The organism is Streptomyces sp. NEAU-sy36, from assembly GCF_013423905.1.
Taxonomy (GTDB): domain Bacteria; phylum Actinomycetota; class Actinomycetes; order Streptomycetales; family Streptomycetaceae; genus Streptomyces; species Streptomyces misionensis.
The window spans coordinates 1,896,503-1,912,347 of the sequence record NZ_CP058977.1 but is presented as its reverse complement, the minus strand read 5'-3'; the positions used below and the strand labels follow the sequence as shown (position 1 = coordinate 1,912,347).

General features: G+C 73.8%; 15 protein-coding genes. 9 read left to right on the top strand and 6 right to left on the bottom strand.

Annotation, left to right across the window (positions count from 1 at the left end):
• Positions 1-20: 20 nt before the first annotated feature.
• Positions 21-752 carry a ZIP family metal transporter gene (locus tag HZZ00_RS08690; protein ID WP_180331659.1) on the bottom strand — a complete coding sequence of 244 codons (732 nt, stop codon included), beginning with the start codon at positions 750-752 and terminating at the stop codon, positions 21-23.
• Positions 753-871: 119 nt separating this feature from the next.
• On the opposite strand from HZZ00_RS08690, the gene cobM reads away from it, so the two are divergent.
• The 6 genes from cobM to cobC are packed head-to-tail and all read left to right on the top strand — an operon-like array spanning position 872 to position 7,276.
• Positions 872-1,714, top strand: coding sequence for a precorrin-4 C(11)-methyltransferase (gene cobM / locus HZZ00_RS08685; protein ID WP_180331658.1), 843 nt, complete (start codon positions 872-874; stop codon positions 1,712-1,714).
• Positions 1,711-3,048, top strand: coding sequence for a precorrin-6y C5,15-methyltransferase (decarboxylating) subunit CbiE (gene cbiE, locus HZZ00_RS08680; RefSeq protein ID WP_180331657.1), 1,338 nt, complete (start codon positions 1,711-1,713; stop codon positions 3,046-3,048). Before cobM ends, cbiE begins: the two co-directional genes overlap by 4 nt.
• Complete coding sequence (gene cobJ / locus HZZ00_RS08675) at positions 3,045-4,742, top strand: precorrin-3B C(17)-methyltransferase (RefSeq protein WP_180331656.1); 1,698 nt, start codon at positions 3,045-3,047, stop codon at positions 4,740-4,742. The genes cbiE and cobJ overlap by 4 nt, the downstream gene beginning before the upstream one ends.
• Positions 4,739-5,326, top strand: coding sequence for a precorrin-8X methylmutase (locus HZZ00_RS08670; RefSeq protein WP_180331655.1), 588 nt, complete (start codon positions 4,739-4,741; stop codon positions 5,324-5,326). Before cobJ ends, HZZ00_RS08670 begins: the two co-directional genes overlap by 4 nt.
• Entirely contained in the window at positions 5,323-6,231 is a 909-nt protein-coding gene (locus HZZ00_RS08665; RefSeq protein WP_180331654.1) for a sirohydrochlorin chelatase, read from the top strand. The genes HZZ00_RS08670 and HZZ00_RS08665 overlap by 4 nt, the downstream gene beginning before the upstream one ends.
• Positions 6,221-7,276 carry an Rv2231c family pyridoxal phosphate-dependent protein CobC gene (gene cobC / locus HZZ00_RS08660; protein ID WP_180331653.1) on the top strand — a complete coding sequence of 352 codons (1,056 nt, stop codon included), beginning with the start codon at positions 6,221-6,223 and terminating at the stop codon, positions 7,274-7,276. The genes HZZ00_RS08665 and cobC overlap by 11 nt, the downstream gene beginning before the upstream one ends.
• 430 nt (positions 7,277-7,706) lie before the next feature.
• Here cobC and HZZ00_RS08655 read toward each other — a convergent pair whose 3' ends face one another.
• The 5 genes from HZZ00_RS08655 to HZZ00_RS08635 form a co-directional block, all read right to left on the bottom strand.
• On the bottom strand, positions 7,707-8,645 hold the full coding sequence (locus tag HZZ00_RS08655; protein ID WP_180331652.1) for an SCO1860 family LAETG-anchored protein: 939 nt from the start codon (positions 8,643-8,645) through the stop codon (positions 7,707-7,709).
• Between the two features lie 125 nt (positions 8,646-8,770).
• A complete protein-coding gene (locus tag HZZ00_RS08650) occupies positions 8,771-9,862 on the bottom strand; it encodes an amidohydrolase family protein (RefSeq protein WP_180331651.1) in 1,092 nt (363 codons plus the stop codon).
• Positions 9,863-9,879: 17 nt separating this feature from the next.
• The gene (locus tag HZZ00_RS08645; RefSeq protein ID WP_180331650.1) at positions 9,880-10,674 is read right to left on the bottom strand and encodes an amino acid ABC transporter ATP-binding protein; all 795 of its coding nucleotides are present in this window, start codon (positions 10,672-10,674) and stop codon (positions 9,880-9,882) included.
• The gene (locus tag HZZ00_RS08640) at positions 10,671-11,504 is read right to left on the bottom strand and encodes an amino acid ABC transporter permease (protein WP_180331649.1); all 834 of its coding nucleotides are present in this window, start codon (positions 11,502-11,504) and stop codon (positions 10,671-10,673) included. The genes HZZ00_RS08645 and HZZ00_RS08640 overlap by 4 nt, the downstream gene beginning before the upstream one ends.
• Before the next feature lie 4 nt (positions 11,505-11,508).
• Positions 11,509-12,351 carry a basic amino acid ABC transporter substrate-binding protein gene (locus HZZ00_RS08635; protein WP_180331648.1) on the bottom strand — a complete coding sequence of 281 codons (843 nt, stop codon included), beginning with the start codon at positions 12,349-12,351 and terminating at the stop codon, positions 11,509-11,511.
• Between the two features lie 197 nt (positions 12,352-12,548).
• Between HZZ00_RS08635 and HZZ00_RS08630 the strand changes: the two genes are divergently transcribed.
• The 3 genes from HZZ00_RS08630 to ectB all read left to right on the top strand — a co-directional run bounded on the left by HZZ00_RS08630 (position 12,549) and on the right by ectB (position 15,819).
• Positions 12,549-13,649 carry an aminotransferase class V-fold PLP-dependent enzyme gene (locus HZZ00_RS08630; protein WP_180333431.1) on the top strand — a complete coding sequence of 367 codons (1,101 nt, stop codon included), beginning with the start codon at positions 12,549-12,551 and terminating at the stop codon, positions 13,647-13,649.
• Positions 13,650-14,015: 366 nt separating this feature from the next.
• A complete protein-coding gene (ectA, locus tag HZZ00_RS08625) occupies positions 14,016-14,534 on the top strand; it encodes a diaminobutyrate acetyltransferase (protein WP_180331647.1) in 519 nt (172 codons plus the stop codon).
• Positions 14,535-14,547: 13 nt separating this feature from the next.
• Complete coding sequence (ectB, locus tag HZZ00_RS08620) at positions 14,548-15,819, top strand: diaminobutyrate--2-oxoglutarate transaminase (protein ID WP_074991978.1); 1,272 nt, start codon at positions 14,548-14,550, stop codon at positions 15,817-15,819.
• Positions 15,820-15,845 lie beyond the last annotated feature (26 nt).

Genomic DNA, 15,845 nt, shown 5'->3' with positions numbered 1-15,845 from the left:
GCGCGGGCGGACCGGTGCCCTCAGCCGGAGATGCCGACCACCAGCCAGATGAACGCCGCGCCGGCGACCGTGCACAGCAGGGTGGAGCGGGCCGGGTGCTCGTGGTGGGCCTCGGGCAGGATCTCGGCGGCGGCGAGGTAGAGCAGCACGCCGCCGAAGAGGCCGAGATAGCCGCCGAGCACCGTTTCGGGGATGTGGAAGAAGACGGTGGACAGCGCGCCGGCCAGGGGGGCGCAGGCGTCGGCGAGCAGCATGCCGAGGGCTCGGCGGCGGGCGTTGCCGTACAGGCTGGTGATGGTGAAGGTGTTGAAGCCGTCGGCGAAGTCGTGGGCGATCACGGCGAGCGCGACGGCGGTGCCCATGCCGCCGCCGACCTGGAAGGCCGCGCCGATCGCCACGCCGTCCATGGCGCTGTGGCCCACCATGGCGCCGGCCGCGGTGAGGCCGACCTCGGGCGCCCGGTGATGGTCGTGCTCGTCCCCGCCGTGGGCGGCCTGGCGGGCGGCGAGGGTGCGTTCCACGAGGTGGGCCAGCAGGAAACCGGTCACGAACAGCAGCAGGGCGGCGGGTACCCCGAAGATCTCGCGGTCGGCGGCGCGCAGTGCCTCCGGCAGCAGGTCGAGGCCGACCACGCCCAGCATGAGACCGCCGGCGAGTCCGAGGACGAGATGCCGACGGTCGGTCACCCGCTGTGCCGTCCAGCCGCCGGCCAGCGTCATCAGGAACGCGCCGAGCGCGACGAAGACCGCCATAGGCACTTGCTATCCGATGGAGGCGCCTTCGCGCACATCGAGCACCTCGCATACCGCCTCGCATCCTGACATTTCACCCCGCTACTGCCGTGTGCTTTCCGTACGAGAGGACCTTTCCGATGGCCGACGCCCCCACAGACACGCCCGCCGGGACACCCCTCGGCAAGGTGACCTTCGTCGGTGCCGGACCCGGCGCCGCCGACCTGCTGACGTTCCGGGCCGCGCGCGCGATCGCGGCGGCGGACGTGGTGATCTGGGCGGCCAGCCTGGTCCAGGCCGAGGTGCTGGAGCACGCGCGCGCGGACGCGGAGATCCTGGACTCGGCGGCGATGTCCCTGGAGGAGGTCGTGGCCGTCTACCGGCGGGCGCACGCCGAGGGCCTGAAGGTGGCGCGGATCCACTCCGGCGACCCGGCGCTGTGGGGCGGCACGCAGGAGCAGCTGGACCGGTGCGCGGAGCTGGGGATCGCGACGGAGATCGTCCCCGGTGTCTCGTCGTTCTCGGCGGTGGCGGCCCTCGCGGGGCGCGAGCTGACCATCCCCGAGGTCGCGCAGTCCGTCGTCCTCACCCGGCTCGGCGGCGGCAAGACGCCCATGCCGCCCGGCGAGGAGGTGCGCGAGTTCGCCCGGCACGGCACCACGATGGCGGTCTTCCTGTCCGCGGCGCGCAGCGGGCAGCTGGTGCGGGAGCTGCTGGAGGGCGGCTATCCGACGACGACCCCGGTGATCGTCGCCCATCAGGCGACGTGGCCGGAGGAACTGGTCGTGCGGTGCACGATCGGCACGCTGGAGGAGACGGTCAAGGAGCACAAGCTCTGGAAGCACACGCTGTTCCTGGTGGGTCCGGCGCTGGACGCGCACGGCACCCGCTCGCACCTCTACCACCCGGGCCACTTCCACGGCTTCCGCAAGGCGGACCCGGCGGCCCGGCGGGAGCTGCGGGAGCGAGGGGCGGGCAGGTGATCACGGTCGTCGGCACGGGGACGGGGGCGCCGCTGCCGCAGGACGTCGCGGCGGGCGCCGCGCTCGTCGTCGGCGGGCGGCGGCACCTGGACGCGGTCCGGTTGCCCGCCGGGGCCGAGCGGGTCGTGCTGGGCCCGCTGGCGCCCGCCCTGGACACCGTCGCCGGGTATGTCGAGAAGGAGCTGCCGGTGCTGGTGCTGGCCTCCGGCGACCCGGGGTTCTTCGGGATCGTGCGGGTGCTGGCCGAGCGCTTCGGCGCCGAGCGGCTGTCGGTGCGCCCGGGGGTCTCCTCGGTGGCCACGGCGTTCGCCCGGCTCGGGCTGCCCTGGGACGACGCGGTGGTGGTCAGCGCGCACGGCAGGGCGTTGCGCACCGCGGTGCACGTCTGCCGGGCCCGTCCCAAGGTGGCCGTGCTCACCGGTCCGGGCGCGGGCCCCGCCGAACTGGGCGCGGCGCTCGCCGGCCGCGACCGGGTGCTCGTCGTGGCGAGCGCGCTGGGCGATCCGGTGCGCGAGCGGGTCGAGCGGGTGACCCCGGCCGAGGCGGCGGCCCGTGACTGGGGCACCGCGGTGAGCGTGGTGCTGTGCCTGGCGACGCGGCGGGGGCCGGATGCGGCCGGTGCGCCGTCGGTGCCCGACGAGCCGCCGGTGCCGCCGGTGCCGCATGTACCGGATGTGCCGTCGGTGCCGGATGCGTCACTGGTGCCGAGGGTGCCGGGCGCCCTCGCCGGAGCGGCGCCCGGGCCTTCGCGCTGGGCGCTGGAGGAGTCGGAGTTCGCCCACCGCGACTCGATGATCACCAAGTTCGAGGTGCGCGCGCTCGCCCTGGCCCGGCTCGGACCGCGCCTCGGCGACCTGGTGTGGGACGTGGGTGCCGGGTCGGGGTCGGTGGCGGTGGAGTGCGCCCGGCTCGGCGCGGCCGTCGTCGCCGTGGAGAAGAGCGCGGACGGGGTGGCCCGGATCCGGGAGAACGCCCGCGCCCACGGTGTCGAGGTGGACGTGGTGCACGGCACCGCGCCGGACGCGCTGGACGGGCTCGCGCAGGACCCGGACGCCGTGTTCATCGGCGGTGGGGGGCGTGAACTGCCCGCCGTCATCCGGGCGTGCGCGCCGCGCGCGCGGCGGGCCGTGGTCGTGGCCATGGCCGCCCTGGACCGGGTGCCGGCGGCCCGCGAGGCGCTGACCGGCGCCGGGCTGCGCTGCGACGGGGTGCTGCTCCAGTCCTCGCGGCTGGCCCCGCTGCCGGGCGAGGTGACCCGGCTCGCGGCCACCAACCCGGTGTTTCTGCTGTGGGGCGTCAGAAGCCCCGTATCCAATCGAGGAGTTGACCAGTGATCGGCCTGATTTCCGCCACCGCGGCGGGGGCGGCGGCACGGGACCGGCTGGCCGCGGCCTGGCCGGACCGTACGCGGGTGTACGAGGGTGCCGTGGGACCGGCGGTGCGGGCCGCGTTCGCCGAGTGCGAGCAGCTGGTGTGCTTCCTGGCCACGGGCGCGACGGTACGGCTGCTCGCGCCGCTGCTCGGCGACAAGGCGACCGACCCGGGCGTGGTCTGCGTGGACGAGGGCGGCCGGTTCGCGGTGTCCCTGGTCGGCGGGCACGGCGGCGGCGCCAATGAACTCGCCCGCGAGGTGGCCGGGCTGCTGGGCGCCGAACCGGTGGTGACCACCGCGACGGACGCGGCGGGGCTGGCCGGTCTGGACACCCTCGGCCTGCCCTGCGAGGGCGCGGTCGCCGCCGTCTCCCGGGCGCTGCTGGACGGGGAACCGGTGGTGCTGGAGCAGGAGTTGGCCTGGCCGCTGCCCCCGCTGCCCTGCTCGGCGCACGGGTCGTACACCGTCCGCCTCACCGACCGGGACGTCCCGCCGGGCGAGCGCGAGGTGCTGTTGCGGCCGCCGTCCCTGGTGGTCGGCGTCGGCGCGTCCAGGGGGGCGCCGGTCGAGGAGGTCCTGGCGCTGGTCGAGGGCGCGCTCCGGGAGGCGGGGCTGTCCGCGAAGTCGGTCGCCGAACTCGCCACCGTGGACGCCAAGTCGGCCGAGCCCGGCATCCTGGGCGCCGCCGAACGGCTGGGCGTGCCCGTGGTGACGTACTCCGCCGCGGAACTGGCGGCGGTCGAGGTGCCCAACCCCTCCGACGCCCCGCTCGCGGCCGTCGGCACCCCGTCGGTCGCCGAGGCTGCGGCCCTGGTGCGCGGCGGCGAACTCCTGGTCCCCAAGCGGAAGTCGGACGCCTCCCCGGCGATGGCGACCTGTGCCGTGGCGCGGCGTCCGGGCCGCGGGCGGCTCGCGGTGGTCGGGCTCGGGCCGGGTGCCCGGGACCTGCTCACCCCGCGCGCGGCGGCCGAGCTGCGGCGGGCCTCGGTGCTGGTCGGGCTCGACCAGTACGTGGACCAGGTCCGCGATCTGCTGCGGCCCGGCACCCGGGTGCTGGAGTCGGGGCTCGGCGCCGAGGAGGAGCGGGCGCGCACGGCGGTCGCGCAGGCCCGGCGGGGACACGCGGTGGCGCTGATCGGCAGCGGGGACGCGGGCGTGTACGCCATGGCCTCGCCCGCGCTCGCCGAGGCCTCGGACGACATCGACGTGGTCGGGGTGCCCGGGGTGACGGCCGCGCTGGCCGCCGCCGCGATCCTGGGCGCGCCGCTGGGCCACGACCATGTGTCGATCAGCCTCTCCGACCTGCACACGCCGTGGGAGGTCATCGAGCGGCGGGTGCGGGCGGCGGCCGAGGCGGACCTCGTGGTCACCTTCTACAACCCCCGTTCCCGGGGCCGCGACTGGCAGTTGCCGAAGGCGCTCGCGATCCTCGCCGGGCACCGGGAGCCGACGACACCCGTCGGCGTCGTGCGCAACGCCTCCCGGCCGGACGAGTCGAGCCGGGTCACCACGCTGGCCGGGCTCGACCCGGCGACGGTCGACATGATGACGGTCGTCACCGTGGGCAACACCGCGTCCCGCACGGTCGCCGGGCGGATGGTGACCCCGCGCGGCTACCGCTGGCAGAGCGGCCCGGCGCGGGAGGAGGCCCGGTGAACCGGATCGTGCACCCCATCGAGGAGGAGTCCTTCCGGCGGCTGCGGGCCCGTCTGGACACCTCGCACTTCCCGCCGCTGACCCGCGCGGTGGTGGAGCGGGTCATCCACTCCGCCGCCGACCTGGAGTACGCGAGCGACCTCGTCCTGGCGGAGGCGGACCTGGTCCCGGCGCACGCCGCGCTGCACGCCGGGGCGCCGGTCGTCGTGGACGTGGAGATGGTCGCGGCCGGCATCACCCGGCGCCGGACCGTGTGCCGGCTGAAGGACGCCAGGTCGGGACCGGGGCTCACCCGCTCCGCGCACGCCGTGCGGCTCGCCTACGAGGAGGTGGGCCCCGGCGCCCTGTGGGTGATCGGCTGCGCGCCGACCGCCCTGGAGGAACTGCTCACCCTGGACGCCGCGCCCGCGCTCGTCATCGGCCTGCCCGTCGGCTTCGTCGGCGCGGCCGAGTCCAAGGCGGCGCTGCGCGCGAGCGGGCTGCCCGCCGTGAGCAACGTGTCCGAGAAGGGCGGCTCGGCGGTCGCCGCCGCCGCGCTCAACGCCCTGCTGTACCACCCGATACCGTCCGAGGAGACCCTGTGACCACCCCGCCCGCCCTGCTGATCGCCGGCCACGGCACCCGTGACGACGCCGGAGCCGAGGCGTTCCGCGCCTTCGTCGAGGAGCTGGGCCGCCGCCGTCCGGACCTGCCCGTCGCGGGCGGCTTCATCGAGCTGTCCCCGCCGCCGCTGGGCGACGCCGTGGCCGAGCTGGTGGAGCGGGGCGTGCGCCGGTTCGCCGCCGTCCCGCTGATGCTGGTGTCCGCCGGGCACGCCAAGGGCGACATCCCGGCCGCGCTGGCCCGGGAGAAGGAGCGGCACCCGGGGATCTCGTACACCTACGGCCGTCCGCTGGGCCCGCACCCGGCGCTGCTGAAGGTCCTGGAGCGGCGCCTCGACGAGGCGGCCGGCGGCCGGGACCGGGCGGAGGTGACCGTGCTGCTGGTGGGCCGCGGCTCCACGGACCCGGACGCCAACGCGGAGGTGTTCAAGGCGGCGCGGCTGCTGTGGGAGGGCCGCGGGTACGCGGGCGTGGAGACGGCGTTCGTGTCGCTGGCGGCGCCGGACGTGCCGAGCGGCCTGGACCGGTGCGCGCGGCTGGGGGCACGGAAGGTCGTCGTGCTGCCCTACTTCCTGTTCACCGGCGTCCTGCCGGACCGGGTGCGGCGGCAGACCGAGGAGTGGGCGGCCGCGCACCCCGACGTCGAGGTGCGCTCGGCCGACGTGATCGGGCCCGAGCCGGAGCTGCTCGACCTGGTGCTCGAACGGTACGAGGAGGCCGTCGCGGGCGATCTGCGGATGAACTGCGACTCGTGCGTGTACCGGATCGCGCTGCCGGGCTTCGAGGACAAGGTGGGGCTGCCCCAGCAGCCGCACTTCCACCCGGACGACGACGGGCACGGGCACGGGCACCACCACGGCGGGCACACGCACAGCCATGCGCACTGACGATCGCGGGCCGGACCTGCGCCACCACGGGGACGCCGAGGTGCGGGACGACGGCGCGGCACTGGTCGACCTCGCGGTCAACGTGCGCACCGACACCCCTCCGGAGTGGCTGCGCGCCCGGATCGCCGGGTCGCTGTCGTCGCTCGCGGCCTACCCGGACGGGCGGGCCGCGCGGGCGGCGGTGGCGGCGCGGCACGGACTGCCCGACGGGCACGTGCTGCTGACGGCGGGCGCGGCCGAGGCGTTCGTGCTGCTCGCCCGGGCCCTCGGGGTGCGCCGGCCGGTCGTGGTGCATCCGCAGTTCACCGAGCCGGAGGCGGCGCTGCGGGATGCCGGGCACACGGTGGAACGGGTGCTGCTGCGGCCGCGGGACGGCTTCCGGCTGGACCCCGAGGCGGTGCCCGGGGACGCCGACCTGGTGGTGATCGGCAATCCGACCAACCCGACGTCGGTGCTCCACCCGGCCGGGGTGATCGGCCGGCTCGCCCGGCCCGGCCGGTACCTGGTGGTCGACGAGGCATTCATGGACGCGGTGCCCGGCGAGCGGGAGGCGCTGGCCGGGCGGACGGACCTGCCCGGTCTGATCGTGCTCCGCAGCCTGACCAAGACCTGGGGGCTGGCCGGACTGCGCATCGGCTACGTCCTGGCCGCCCCGGAGATCATCACGGCCCTGGAGCGGGCCCAGCCGCTGTGGCCGGTGTCGACCCCGGCGCTGACCGCCGCCGAGGCGTGCATGACGCCCCCGGCCCTGGCCGAGGCGGGGCACGCGGCGCACCGCGTCGCGGCGGACCGCGCCCACCTGGTGGCGGGCCTGGCCGCGCTCGCCGACCGGGGCGTCTCGGTCACCGGCCCGGCCGAGGCCCCCTTCGTACTGGTCCGCATGCCGGGGGCGGCGGCGGTACGACGCCGGCTGCGCGATCTCGGCTACGCCGTGCGCCGCGGGGACACGTTCCCCGGCCTGGGCGAGGACTGGGTACGGCTGGCCGTCCGGGACCGCTCCACGACGGACGCCTTCCTGACCGCCCTGTCGGCCGCCCTCCCCTGACGGGACGGCGTGCCCGCGGTGCCCGGACCCGCCCCCGGCACCGCGGGCACCGGCGGGGTTCGCCGGCCGCCGGGGAGGAGACGACGCGCGTACCGCCCCGCCGACGGCCCGACCGGCGAGGGCGGCGGCACCCGGATCGCGGTCCGCGCACCGCAACCGGTGGGGAGGGAGACCGGGTTCGCCCACCGTCCCGGCCGGCGGACCGGAGCCCGCCGCGCCGCGGCACTCCGGGCGCCCCGAGGGGGCTCCACCTGCGGGGCCACAGGCACCCCTCATCGGGGCGCAGGGACCGCAGCGGCGCCACAGCCCACGCCGGCGGCCGGGCGGCCACCGGCTCCGCTCCCCGGAGCGAGACGTCGCACCCCCGCCACCGCTCCCGGTCACTCCGGGCACCCCGGCCCCCGGAGCCCTGGCCGGCGGGCCCTCGCGCTCAGTGCTTCCTTCGCCGCGCCGCCAGCACCGCTCCCCCGCCCGCCGCCAGCAAGGCCACCGCGCCGCCCGCGATGTACGGTGTCGCCGGGCTGCCGCCGGTCTCGGCCAGATCGGTCCCGGTGGTGCCGCCCTCGGGTTTCGTGTCGGAGACGGGGGCCGCGTCGGACTTGGTGCCGGGGGCGGGGTGACGGCTCGGGGCCGGGTGGCTCGTGGCGGGCGCCTTCGGGGCGTCGCAGGTGGCCCTGGCGAGCGTGACCGTGCCCTCGACGTCGGCGACGTTGAGCTTCAACGGGTTGACGGAGACCTTGAGTTGCAGGGCGGTCGCGGCGGCCGTACGCGTCGTGGTGGCGCGCTGGGCGAGGTCGAGGCGGACCTCGCCCACGCCGGGCACCTTGACCTCGGTCGTGCCGCCCGCGGTGAGCGTGACGCGCCGGCCGAGGACGGTGACCGCGCCGAGGACGTCCGCGGCGGCGGTCGGCGCCGTGCCCGCCTCGCAGGTGGCCCGGGCGGTGACCGTGCCGACCTCGATCAGGGCGAGCGCGGGCAGACCGGGCACGTGCAGCCGGGCGTTGACGACCCGGACCGAGCCCTCGGCCCGCCGGTCGGTCACCGTGGCCTTCGCCTGGGCGACGTCCGCGCCGAGGACGGTGAAGGGCTCGCCGCCGGCCACCCCGTCCAGACGGGCGGAGAGGGCCGTGCGGTCGGCGCTGCGCGGCGCCTGGACCTCGTTGAGCGAGACCGCCAGCGGGACGTCGACGGACTTGTTGAGCAGGGACACGTCGAGGCCGGTGCGCAGCACGGTGGCGGAGGCGTGACCGGTGTCGCCGGTGGCGTGCGCCGCGCCCGCGCCGAGGAGCGCGGGCGCGGCGGCCAGGGCGGTGACGGTCGCCGCCGCGGCGAGACGGCGTCCGGGCATGCGGAAGGTATTGCTGTTCACGGTGTGGGACCCCCCAGAGGGAACAAGCTTGGGACCCGTCAACCTTGTACGCCGTGTGGGTGAACGGTCAGCGTTCCCGGGCCACTTCACTCCAAAGTGGAAATTCCGCACACACCTTCGAGACCTCAGGAATACACGTTCCCGTCGACGACCACCCGGCGCGGCGATGCCAGCACACCGACGTCCGCCCGGGGGTCCTCGTCGTACACCACGAGGTCGGCCGGCGCCCCCTCCTCCAGACCGGGCCGGCCCAGCCACTCCCGGGCGGTCCAGCTGGTCGCCGCCAGCGCGTCGACGCGGGGGATGCCCGCCCGGACCAGCTCGGCGACCTCCGCCGCGACCAGGCCGTGGGGCAGCGAACCGCCGGCGTCCGTGCCGACGAACACCGGGATGCCGGCGTCGTAGGCGCCGCGCACCGTGTCGTAGCGCCGCTCGTGCAGCCGTCGCATATGGGCGGACCAGCGCGGGTACTTGGTGTCGCCGCCCGCAGCGAGCCGCGGGAACGTGGCGATGTTGACGAGCGTGGGGACGATGGCCACGCCCCGCTCGGCGAACAGCGGGATCAGGTCCTCGGTCAGTCCGGTGGCGTGCTCGATGCAGTCGATGCCCGCCTCGACCAGATCGCGCAGGGAGTTCTCGGCGAAGCAGTGCGCGGTGACCCGGGCGCCGAGCCGGTGGGCCTCCTCGATCGCGGCCCGGGCCGCCTCGCGGGGCCAGCAGGGGGCGAGGTCGCCGAGGTCGCGGTCGATCCAGTCGCCGACCAGCTTGACCCAGCCGTCGCCGCGCCGGGCCTCCCGGGCGACGTAGGCGACGAGGTCCTCCGGCTCGATCTCCCAGGCGTAGTTGCGGATGTAGCGGCGGGTGCGGGCGATGTGCCGGCCGGCCCGGATGATCTTCGGCAGGTCCTCGCGGTCGTCGATCCAGCGGGTGTCGGAGGGCGAGCCGGCGTCCCGCAGCAGCAGGGTGCCCGCCTCCCGGTCGGTCAGCGCCTGCTTCTCCGCGGTCTCCGCGTCGACCGGGCCCTCCGCGCCGAGACCCACGTGGCAGTGCGCGTCGACCAGGCCGGGCAGCGCCCAGCCCTCGACGGTCCGGACGTCCCGGGCCCCGGCCGGGCGGTCGAACGACACCCGGCCGCCGACCACCCACAACTCGTCGCGCACGTCCTCCGGTCCGACGAGGACCCTGCCCTTCACCTGCAGCACCGGCTGATCGCTCATACCGGCACCTTAGAGCGCTACACCCCGCCGGTTCCCCCCTGGTCCGGGACATCCTCCTCGACCTCGGCCATCGCCGGGTCGAGGAGGCGGGAGAGGAAGTGGCGGGTGCGCTCGTGCCGGGGCGCGCCGATGACCTGGTCAGGGCGGCCGTCCTCGACGATCACCCCGCCGTCCATGAAGACGACCCGGTCGGCGACCTCCCGGGCGAAGGTCATCTCGTGGGTGACGACCATCATCGTCATGCCCTCGCGGGCGAGCCCGCGCATCACGGCGAGGACGTCGCCGACCAGCTCCGGGTCGAGCGCGGAGGTCGGCTCGTCGAAGAGCATCACCTCGGGACCCATGGCGAGGGCGCGGGCGATGGCCACGCGCTGCTGCTGGCCGCCGGAGAGGGACGCGGGGTAGGCGTCCGCCTTCTCCGCGAGGCCGACACGGGCCAGGTTCTCCGCGGCGACCCGCGCGGCCTGCGCCTTGTCCCGCTTCAGCACCCGGCGCTGGGGCAGCGTGAGGTTCTCGGTGACGCTGAGGTGCGGGAACAGGTTGAACTGCTGGAAGACCATGCCGATGCGGCGGCGCACGGCGTCGATGTCGACGTCCGGGTCGGTCACCTCGGTGCCGCCCACGAAGACCTGGCCCTTGGTGGGCTCCTCCAGCAGGTTCACACAGCGCAGCAGCGTGGACTTGCCGGAGCCGGAGGGGCCGATGACGCAGACGACCTCGCCCTGGCCGATCTCCAGGTCGATGCCGCGCAGCACGTGGTTGTCGCCGAAGGACTTGTGCAGGTCCCGGACGCTGATCTCGGGGCGGCTCACCTGATCTCCCTGAGGGACTTGGCTTCCATACGGCGCACGACGAGGCTCAGCGGGATCGTGATCAGCAGATAGCACAGGCCCGCCACCAGGATGGGCGTGGAGTTGGCGGTCTGGCTGGCCAGGTCGTTGCCGAACTTGGACAGTTCGCGCTGTTCCAGGGTGACGCCGAGGAACAGCACCAGCGAGGAGTCCTTGAAGAGCAGCACGAGTTCGTTGGTCAGCGGCGGCAGGATGATCCGGAAGGCCTGCGGCAGCACGATGGAGACCATGGCGCGCGCGGGCGAGAAGCCGAGCGAGCGGGCCGCTTCCAGCTGCCCCTTGGGCACCGCCTGGATGCCCGCGCGGATCGTCTCCGCCATGTAGGCGGCGGAGACCAGGCCGAGCGCCACGGCGACCTTGCCGTACGTCCCGCCCGGGTACTGCACGTCCGGGAAGGCCAGGGGCACGCCGACGCCGACGAAGATGAAGATCAGCAGCGCGGGCAGGCCGCGGAAGATCTCGACGTAGATGCCGGCGAGCCAGCGGTAGGGCCCCACGGAGGACAGCCGCATCAGGGCGATGACCATGCCGAGGGCCAGGCCGACGACGAACCCGGAGAGCGTGTACAGCACGGTGTTCTTCAGGGCCACCGTGATCAGCTCGGGGAACAGCTGCTTCGCGATGGCGGGCTGCGCGAACTGGTTCTGCAGCCGCCCCCAGTCCGCGCAGACCACGAAGGCGATCACCGCGGCGACGAGGACGGCGTACTGGGCGCCGCGGGAGATCCGGCGCTTCTGGGTGCGGGTCAGCCCGGTGCGCTTGGGCTGGATACCGGTGTCCGTGTCGGCCATGGGGTCAGGAACCGGCCGGGGAGGCGACGGAGGAGTCGTACGGACCGATCCACTTCTCGTAGATCTTCTTGTAGGTGCCGTCGGCCTTGGCGTCCTTGAGCGCCTTGTTGATGGCGTTCAGCAGGGGCTTGTTGCCCTTCTTGACCGTGAAGCCGTACTGCTCGCCGGTCTTCAGATTGTCGACGATCTTGAACTTGTCCGCGTTGGCCTTGTCCTTCAGCCAGCCCTGCACCACCGGGTAGTCGATGACGACGGCCTGGACCTGGCCGGTGCGCAGGCCGTTGAGGACCGCGTCGGAAGAGGCGAAGGAGACCGGGTCGAGGCCCTTCTTCCTGGCGAAGTCCTCGCCGGTGGTCTGCGCCTGCGCGCCGAGCTTCCTGCCCTTGGCGCCCGCCAGCGAGGTGATCCCGCTGTCCTTGGCGACCAGGACGGCCTGGGTGGCCTCGAAGTACGGGTCGGAGAAGTCGACGTTCTTCGCGCGCTCGGCGGTGATCGTCATGCCGGCGGCGGCCAGGTCGCACTGGCCGGAGTTCAGGAAGGCGCCCGTCTTGAAGTTCTCGAACGGCGTGTCCACGATCTGCTGCTTGACGCCGAGGTCCTTGGCGACCAGGTCGATCAGCGAGACGTCGAAGCCCTGCACCTTGCCGTCGACCACCGACTGGAACGGCGGGTAGGGCAGGTGGGTGCAGGTGGTCAGCTTCCCGGCGTTGGCGAGGTGGACGCCGCCGGCCGTGGTCTTGCCGCTCCCCGAGTCACCGGAGGAACAGCCCGCCGCGACGAGGACGAGGCCGGTGGTCGCGGTGACCGCGGCCAGCAGGCGGGTCCGGCGTCCGAGGAGGGTTTTCATGGGGAGTCTCCTGTGGGGGGAATGAGAGGTTCCGATTATAAGGAGATGTTTGGGGTGCTCAAAACAAACCCATGGCCAGAAGGCCGCCGGACCTGAGAACCAACTGGTCGGTGGGCGGTTCGGGCCTGGAGTTACGCTCGTCTCGGCCACCTCCCGGTCGGCCCCCGTGGACTCCTGTGAGCGAAGAGAGCACCGACGTGACCCACCCCTTCCTCGATCTGCCCCCGCTGACCGCGCAGCGCTTCGCCGCCATCGAGGACCGGGTGGCCCGGATGCTGGACACCCGGCAGGACGTACTGATCACGCAGGGCGAGGCGCTGCTGCCGCTGGAGGGCGCGATCCGCGCGGCGGCCGGTCCGGGCACGGTGGCGCTGAACGTGATCACCGGCCCCTACGGCCAGACCTTCGGCAACTGGCTGCGCGACGCCGGCGCCACGGTGTACGACATCTCGGTCCCCTTCCACACGGCGGTGCGGGCGGAGCAGATCAGCGCCGCGTTCGCCGAGCACCCGGAGATCGACTTCGTCTCCCTGGTGCACGCGGAGGCGGCGACCGGCAACACCAACCCGGTCGCGGAGATCGGCGAGGCGGTGCGCCGTCAGGGCGCCCTCTTCTACCTGGACGCGGTCGCCTCCGTGGGCGCCGAGCCGGTGCTGCCGGACGCCTGGGGCGTGGACCTGTGCGTGATCGGCGCGCAGAAGGCGATGGGCGGACCGGCGGGCGTCTCGGCGATCTCGGTGAGCGAGCGGGCCTGGGCCCGGATGGCGGCGAACCCGAACGCGCCGCGCCGCTCCTACCTCTCCCTGCTGGACTGGAAGGAGCGCTGGCTGGACGCCGGCCGCACGGCGCTGCCGCACGCCCCGGCGCAGCTGGAGATGCTGGCGCTGGACGCGTGCCTGGAGCGGATCGAGGCGGACGGCCTGGAGACGGTGATGGGCCGCCACCGCGGCGCGGCGCGCGCCACCCGGGCGGGTGCGCTGGCCCTCGGCGGCGGCCTGGAGCCGTACGTCCACGAGGCGGCGGACGCGGCCCCGGTGGCGACGACCCTGCGCGTGCCGCCCTCCATGGCCGCCTCCGAGCTGGTGGCCCACGCCCTGGCCGCCGATCCCGCGCTGCCGCTGGCCGCTGGCGGCGGCGCCCTGGCCAAGGAGATGATCAGGGTCAACCACTACGGCCCCGACGCCACCCCGGAGGCGGTGGACGCCTGCCTGGCCGCCCTGGGCGCGGCCCTCGCCGAGCGGGGCGCCGCCGTGCGCACGGACGACGCGCGCCGGGCCGCGGAGCAGGCCTGGCGGTAGCCAGCGGTTCCGGCAGACGACGGCCCGCGCCGCACGGCGCGGGCCGTCGTCGTGTCCCGTGGGCACGCGAATATCCCTCGTGAACAAATAGACGAAACCACCGAAGCCTGAATTCAATTTAATTTCACAATTCTCGCCAATTTACCGGACGGCAGCTTCCCATCTTCTTCTGCCCGCTTTCCGTGAAGCTAAACGGGGCAGTTTTCCGGAACGTTTCCGGGGGTTTCCGGTGTGTGACACACTCCACAACGAAGTAACTTTGTCCCACTTTGACGTGGGATAACTCGGGCATTTTGCACAGGCGTCCCGGCGACACCGGAGACGCGGTCGTGCATTTCTTAATTCGCCTCGCTAAATTCGTGCCGCATGACTGCCGCACCCGCAGACCTGCTCATCGACCGACCGGCGACGGCGGACGGAGCCGCGCTCTGGCGCCTCGCCAAGGACTCGAAAACCCTCGATCTCAACTCGTCCTACAGCTATCTGCTGTGGTGCCGGGACTTCGCCGGCACCTCGGCGGTGGCGCGCGGTGCGGACGGCACACCCGTCGGTTTCCTCACCGGCTACATACGCCCCGACCGCCCCCGCACCCTGCTCGTCTGGCAGGTCGCCGTGGACTCCGCCTACCGCGGCCACGGCATCGCCGCCGCGCTGCTGGACGGACTGACCGCGCGCCTCGCCGCCGAGCGAGGCGTCACCGACGTCGAGACCACCATCACCCCCGGCAACACCGCCTCCGAACGGCTCTTCACCTCGTTCGCCGAGCGGCACGGGGCGCCCCTCGTCCGCGAGGTGCTGTTCCCGGCCGAGCTGTTCCCGGACGGCCCGCACGACCCCGAAGTCCTCTACCGGATCGGCCCGTTGACCGAGACCCCCGCCCACTGAGGAGCGAATCACCGTGACCATCACCCAGCCCGACCTCAGCGTCTTCGAGACCCTCGAGTCCGAGGTGCGCAGCTACTGCCGTGGCTGGCCCACCGTGTTCGACCGCGCGCAGGGCAGCCGGTTGTACGACGAGGACGGCCATGCGTACCTCGACTTCTTCGCCGGTGCCGGATCACTCAACTACGGCCACAACAACCCCGTACTGAAACGGGCGTTGATCGACTACTTGTCCCGGGACGGGATCACCCACGGCCTGGACATGTCGACCACGGCCAAGCGCTCGTTCCTCCAGACCTTCCAGGACCTGGTGCTGCGCCCGCGCGATCTGCCGTACAAGGTCATGTTCCCGGGCCCGACCGGCACCAACGCCGTCGAGTCGGCGCTGAAGCTGGCCCGCAAGGTCAAGGGCCGCGAGGCCATCGTGTCCTTCACCAACGCCTTCCACGGCATGTCCCTGGGCTCGCTCGCCGTGACCGGCAACGCCTTCAAGCGGGCCGGCGCCGGCATCCCGCTGGTGCACGGCACCCCCATGCCGTTCGACAACTACTTCGACGGCACCGTCCCCGACTTCCTGTGGTTCGAGCGGCTCCTGGAGGACCAGGGCTCCGGCCTGAACAAGCCCGCCGCGGTGATCGTGGAGACCGTGCAGGGCGAGGGCGGCATCAACGTGGCCCGCCCGGAGTGGCTGCGCGCCCTCAAGGAGCTGTGCGAACGGCAGGACATGCTGCTGATCGTCGACGACATCCAGATGGGCTGCGGCCGCACCGGCGCCTTCTTCTCCTTCGAGGAGTCCGGCATCACCCCGGACATCGTCACCGTCTCCAAGTCGATCAGCGGCTACGGACTGCCGATGTCGCTGTGCCTGTTCCGGCCCGAGCTGGACGTCTGGGAGCCCGGCGAGCACAACGGCACCTTCCGCGGCAACAACCCCGCGTTCGTCACCGCCACCGCGGCCCTGGAGACCTACTGGACCGACGGCTCGGCCATGGAGAAGCAGACCCGCACCCGCGGCGAGCAGGTCGAGCAGGCGCTGATCTCCATCACCGAGGAGAACCTCGCCGATGTGAAGGAGTACCGCGGGCGCGGACTGGTGTGGGGCCTGGAGTTCCACGCCAAGGACCGTGCCGCGCGCGTCGCCCGGCGGGCCTTCGAACTGGGCCTGCTCATCGAGACCTCAGGGCCGGAGAGCGAGGTCGTCAAGCTGCTGCCTGCCCTGACCATCACCCCGGACGAGCTGGACGAGGGGCTCAGCGTCCTCGCCCGCGCCGTCCGGGAAACCGCCTGAACCGCAAACGCCTACCAGGAGGAAGC

What these genes read in the sequence shown, in the direction of transcription:
- ectA (WP_180331647.1), top strand. Translation starts at nt 14,016, where the DNA reads ATGACTGCCGCACCCGCAGACCTGCTCATCGACCGACCGGCGACGGCG.
- HZZ00_RS08640 (WP_180331649.1), bottom strand. Translation starts at nt 11,504, where the DNA reads ATGGCCGACACGGACACCGGTATCCAGCCCAAGCGCACCGGGCTGACC.
- HZZ00_RS08650 (WP_180331651.1), bottom strand. Translation starts at nt 9,862, where the DNA reads ATGAGCGATCAGCCGGTGCTGCAGGTGAAGGGCAGGGTCCTCGTCGGA.
- cobC (WP_180331653.1), top strand. Translation starts at nt 6,221, where the DNA reads ATGCGCACTGACGATCGCGGGCCGGACCTGCGCCACCACGGGGACGCC.
- HZZ00_RS08690 (WP_180331659.1), bottom strand. Translation starts at nt 752, where the DNA reads ATGGCGGTCTTCGTCGCGCTCGGCGCGTTCCTGATGACGCTGGCCGGC.
- cobM (WP_180331658.1), top strand. Translation starts at nt 872, where the DNA reads ATGGCCGACGCCCCCACAGACACGCCCGCCGGGACACCCCTCGGCAAG.
- HZZ00_RS08635 (WP_180331648.1), bottom strand. Translation starts at nt 12,351, where the DNA reads ATGAAAACCCTCCTCGGACGCCGGACCCGCCTGCTGGCCGCGGTCACC.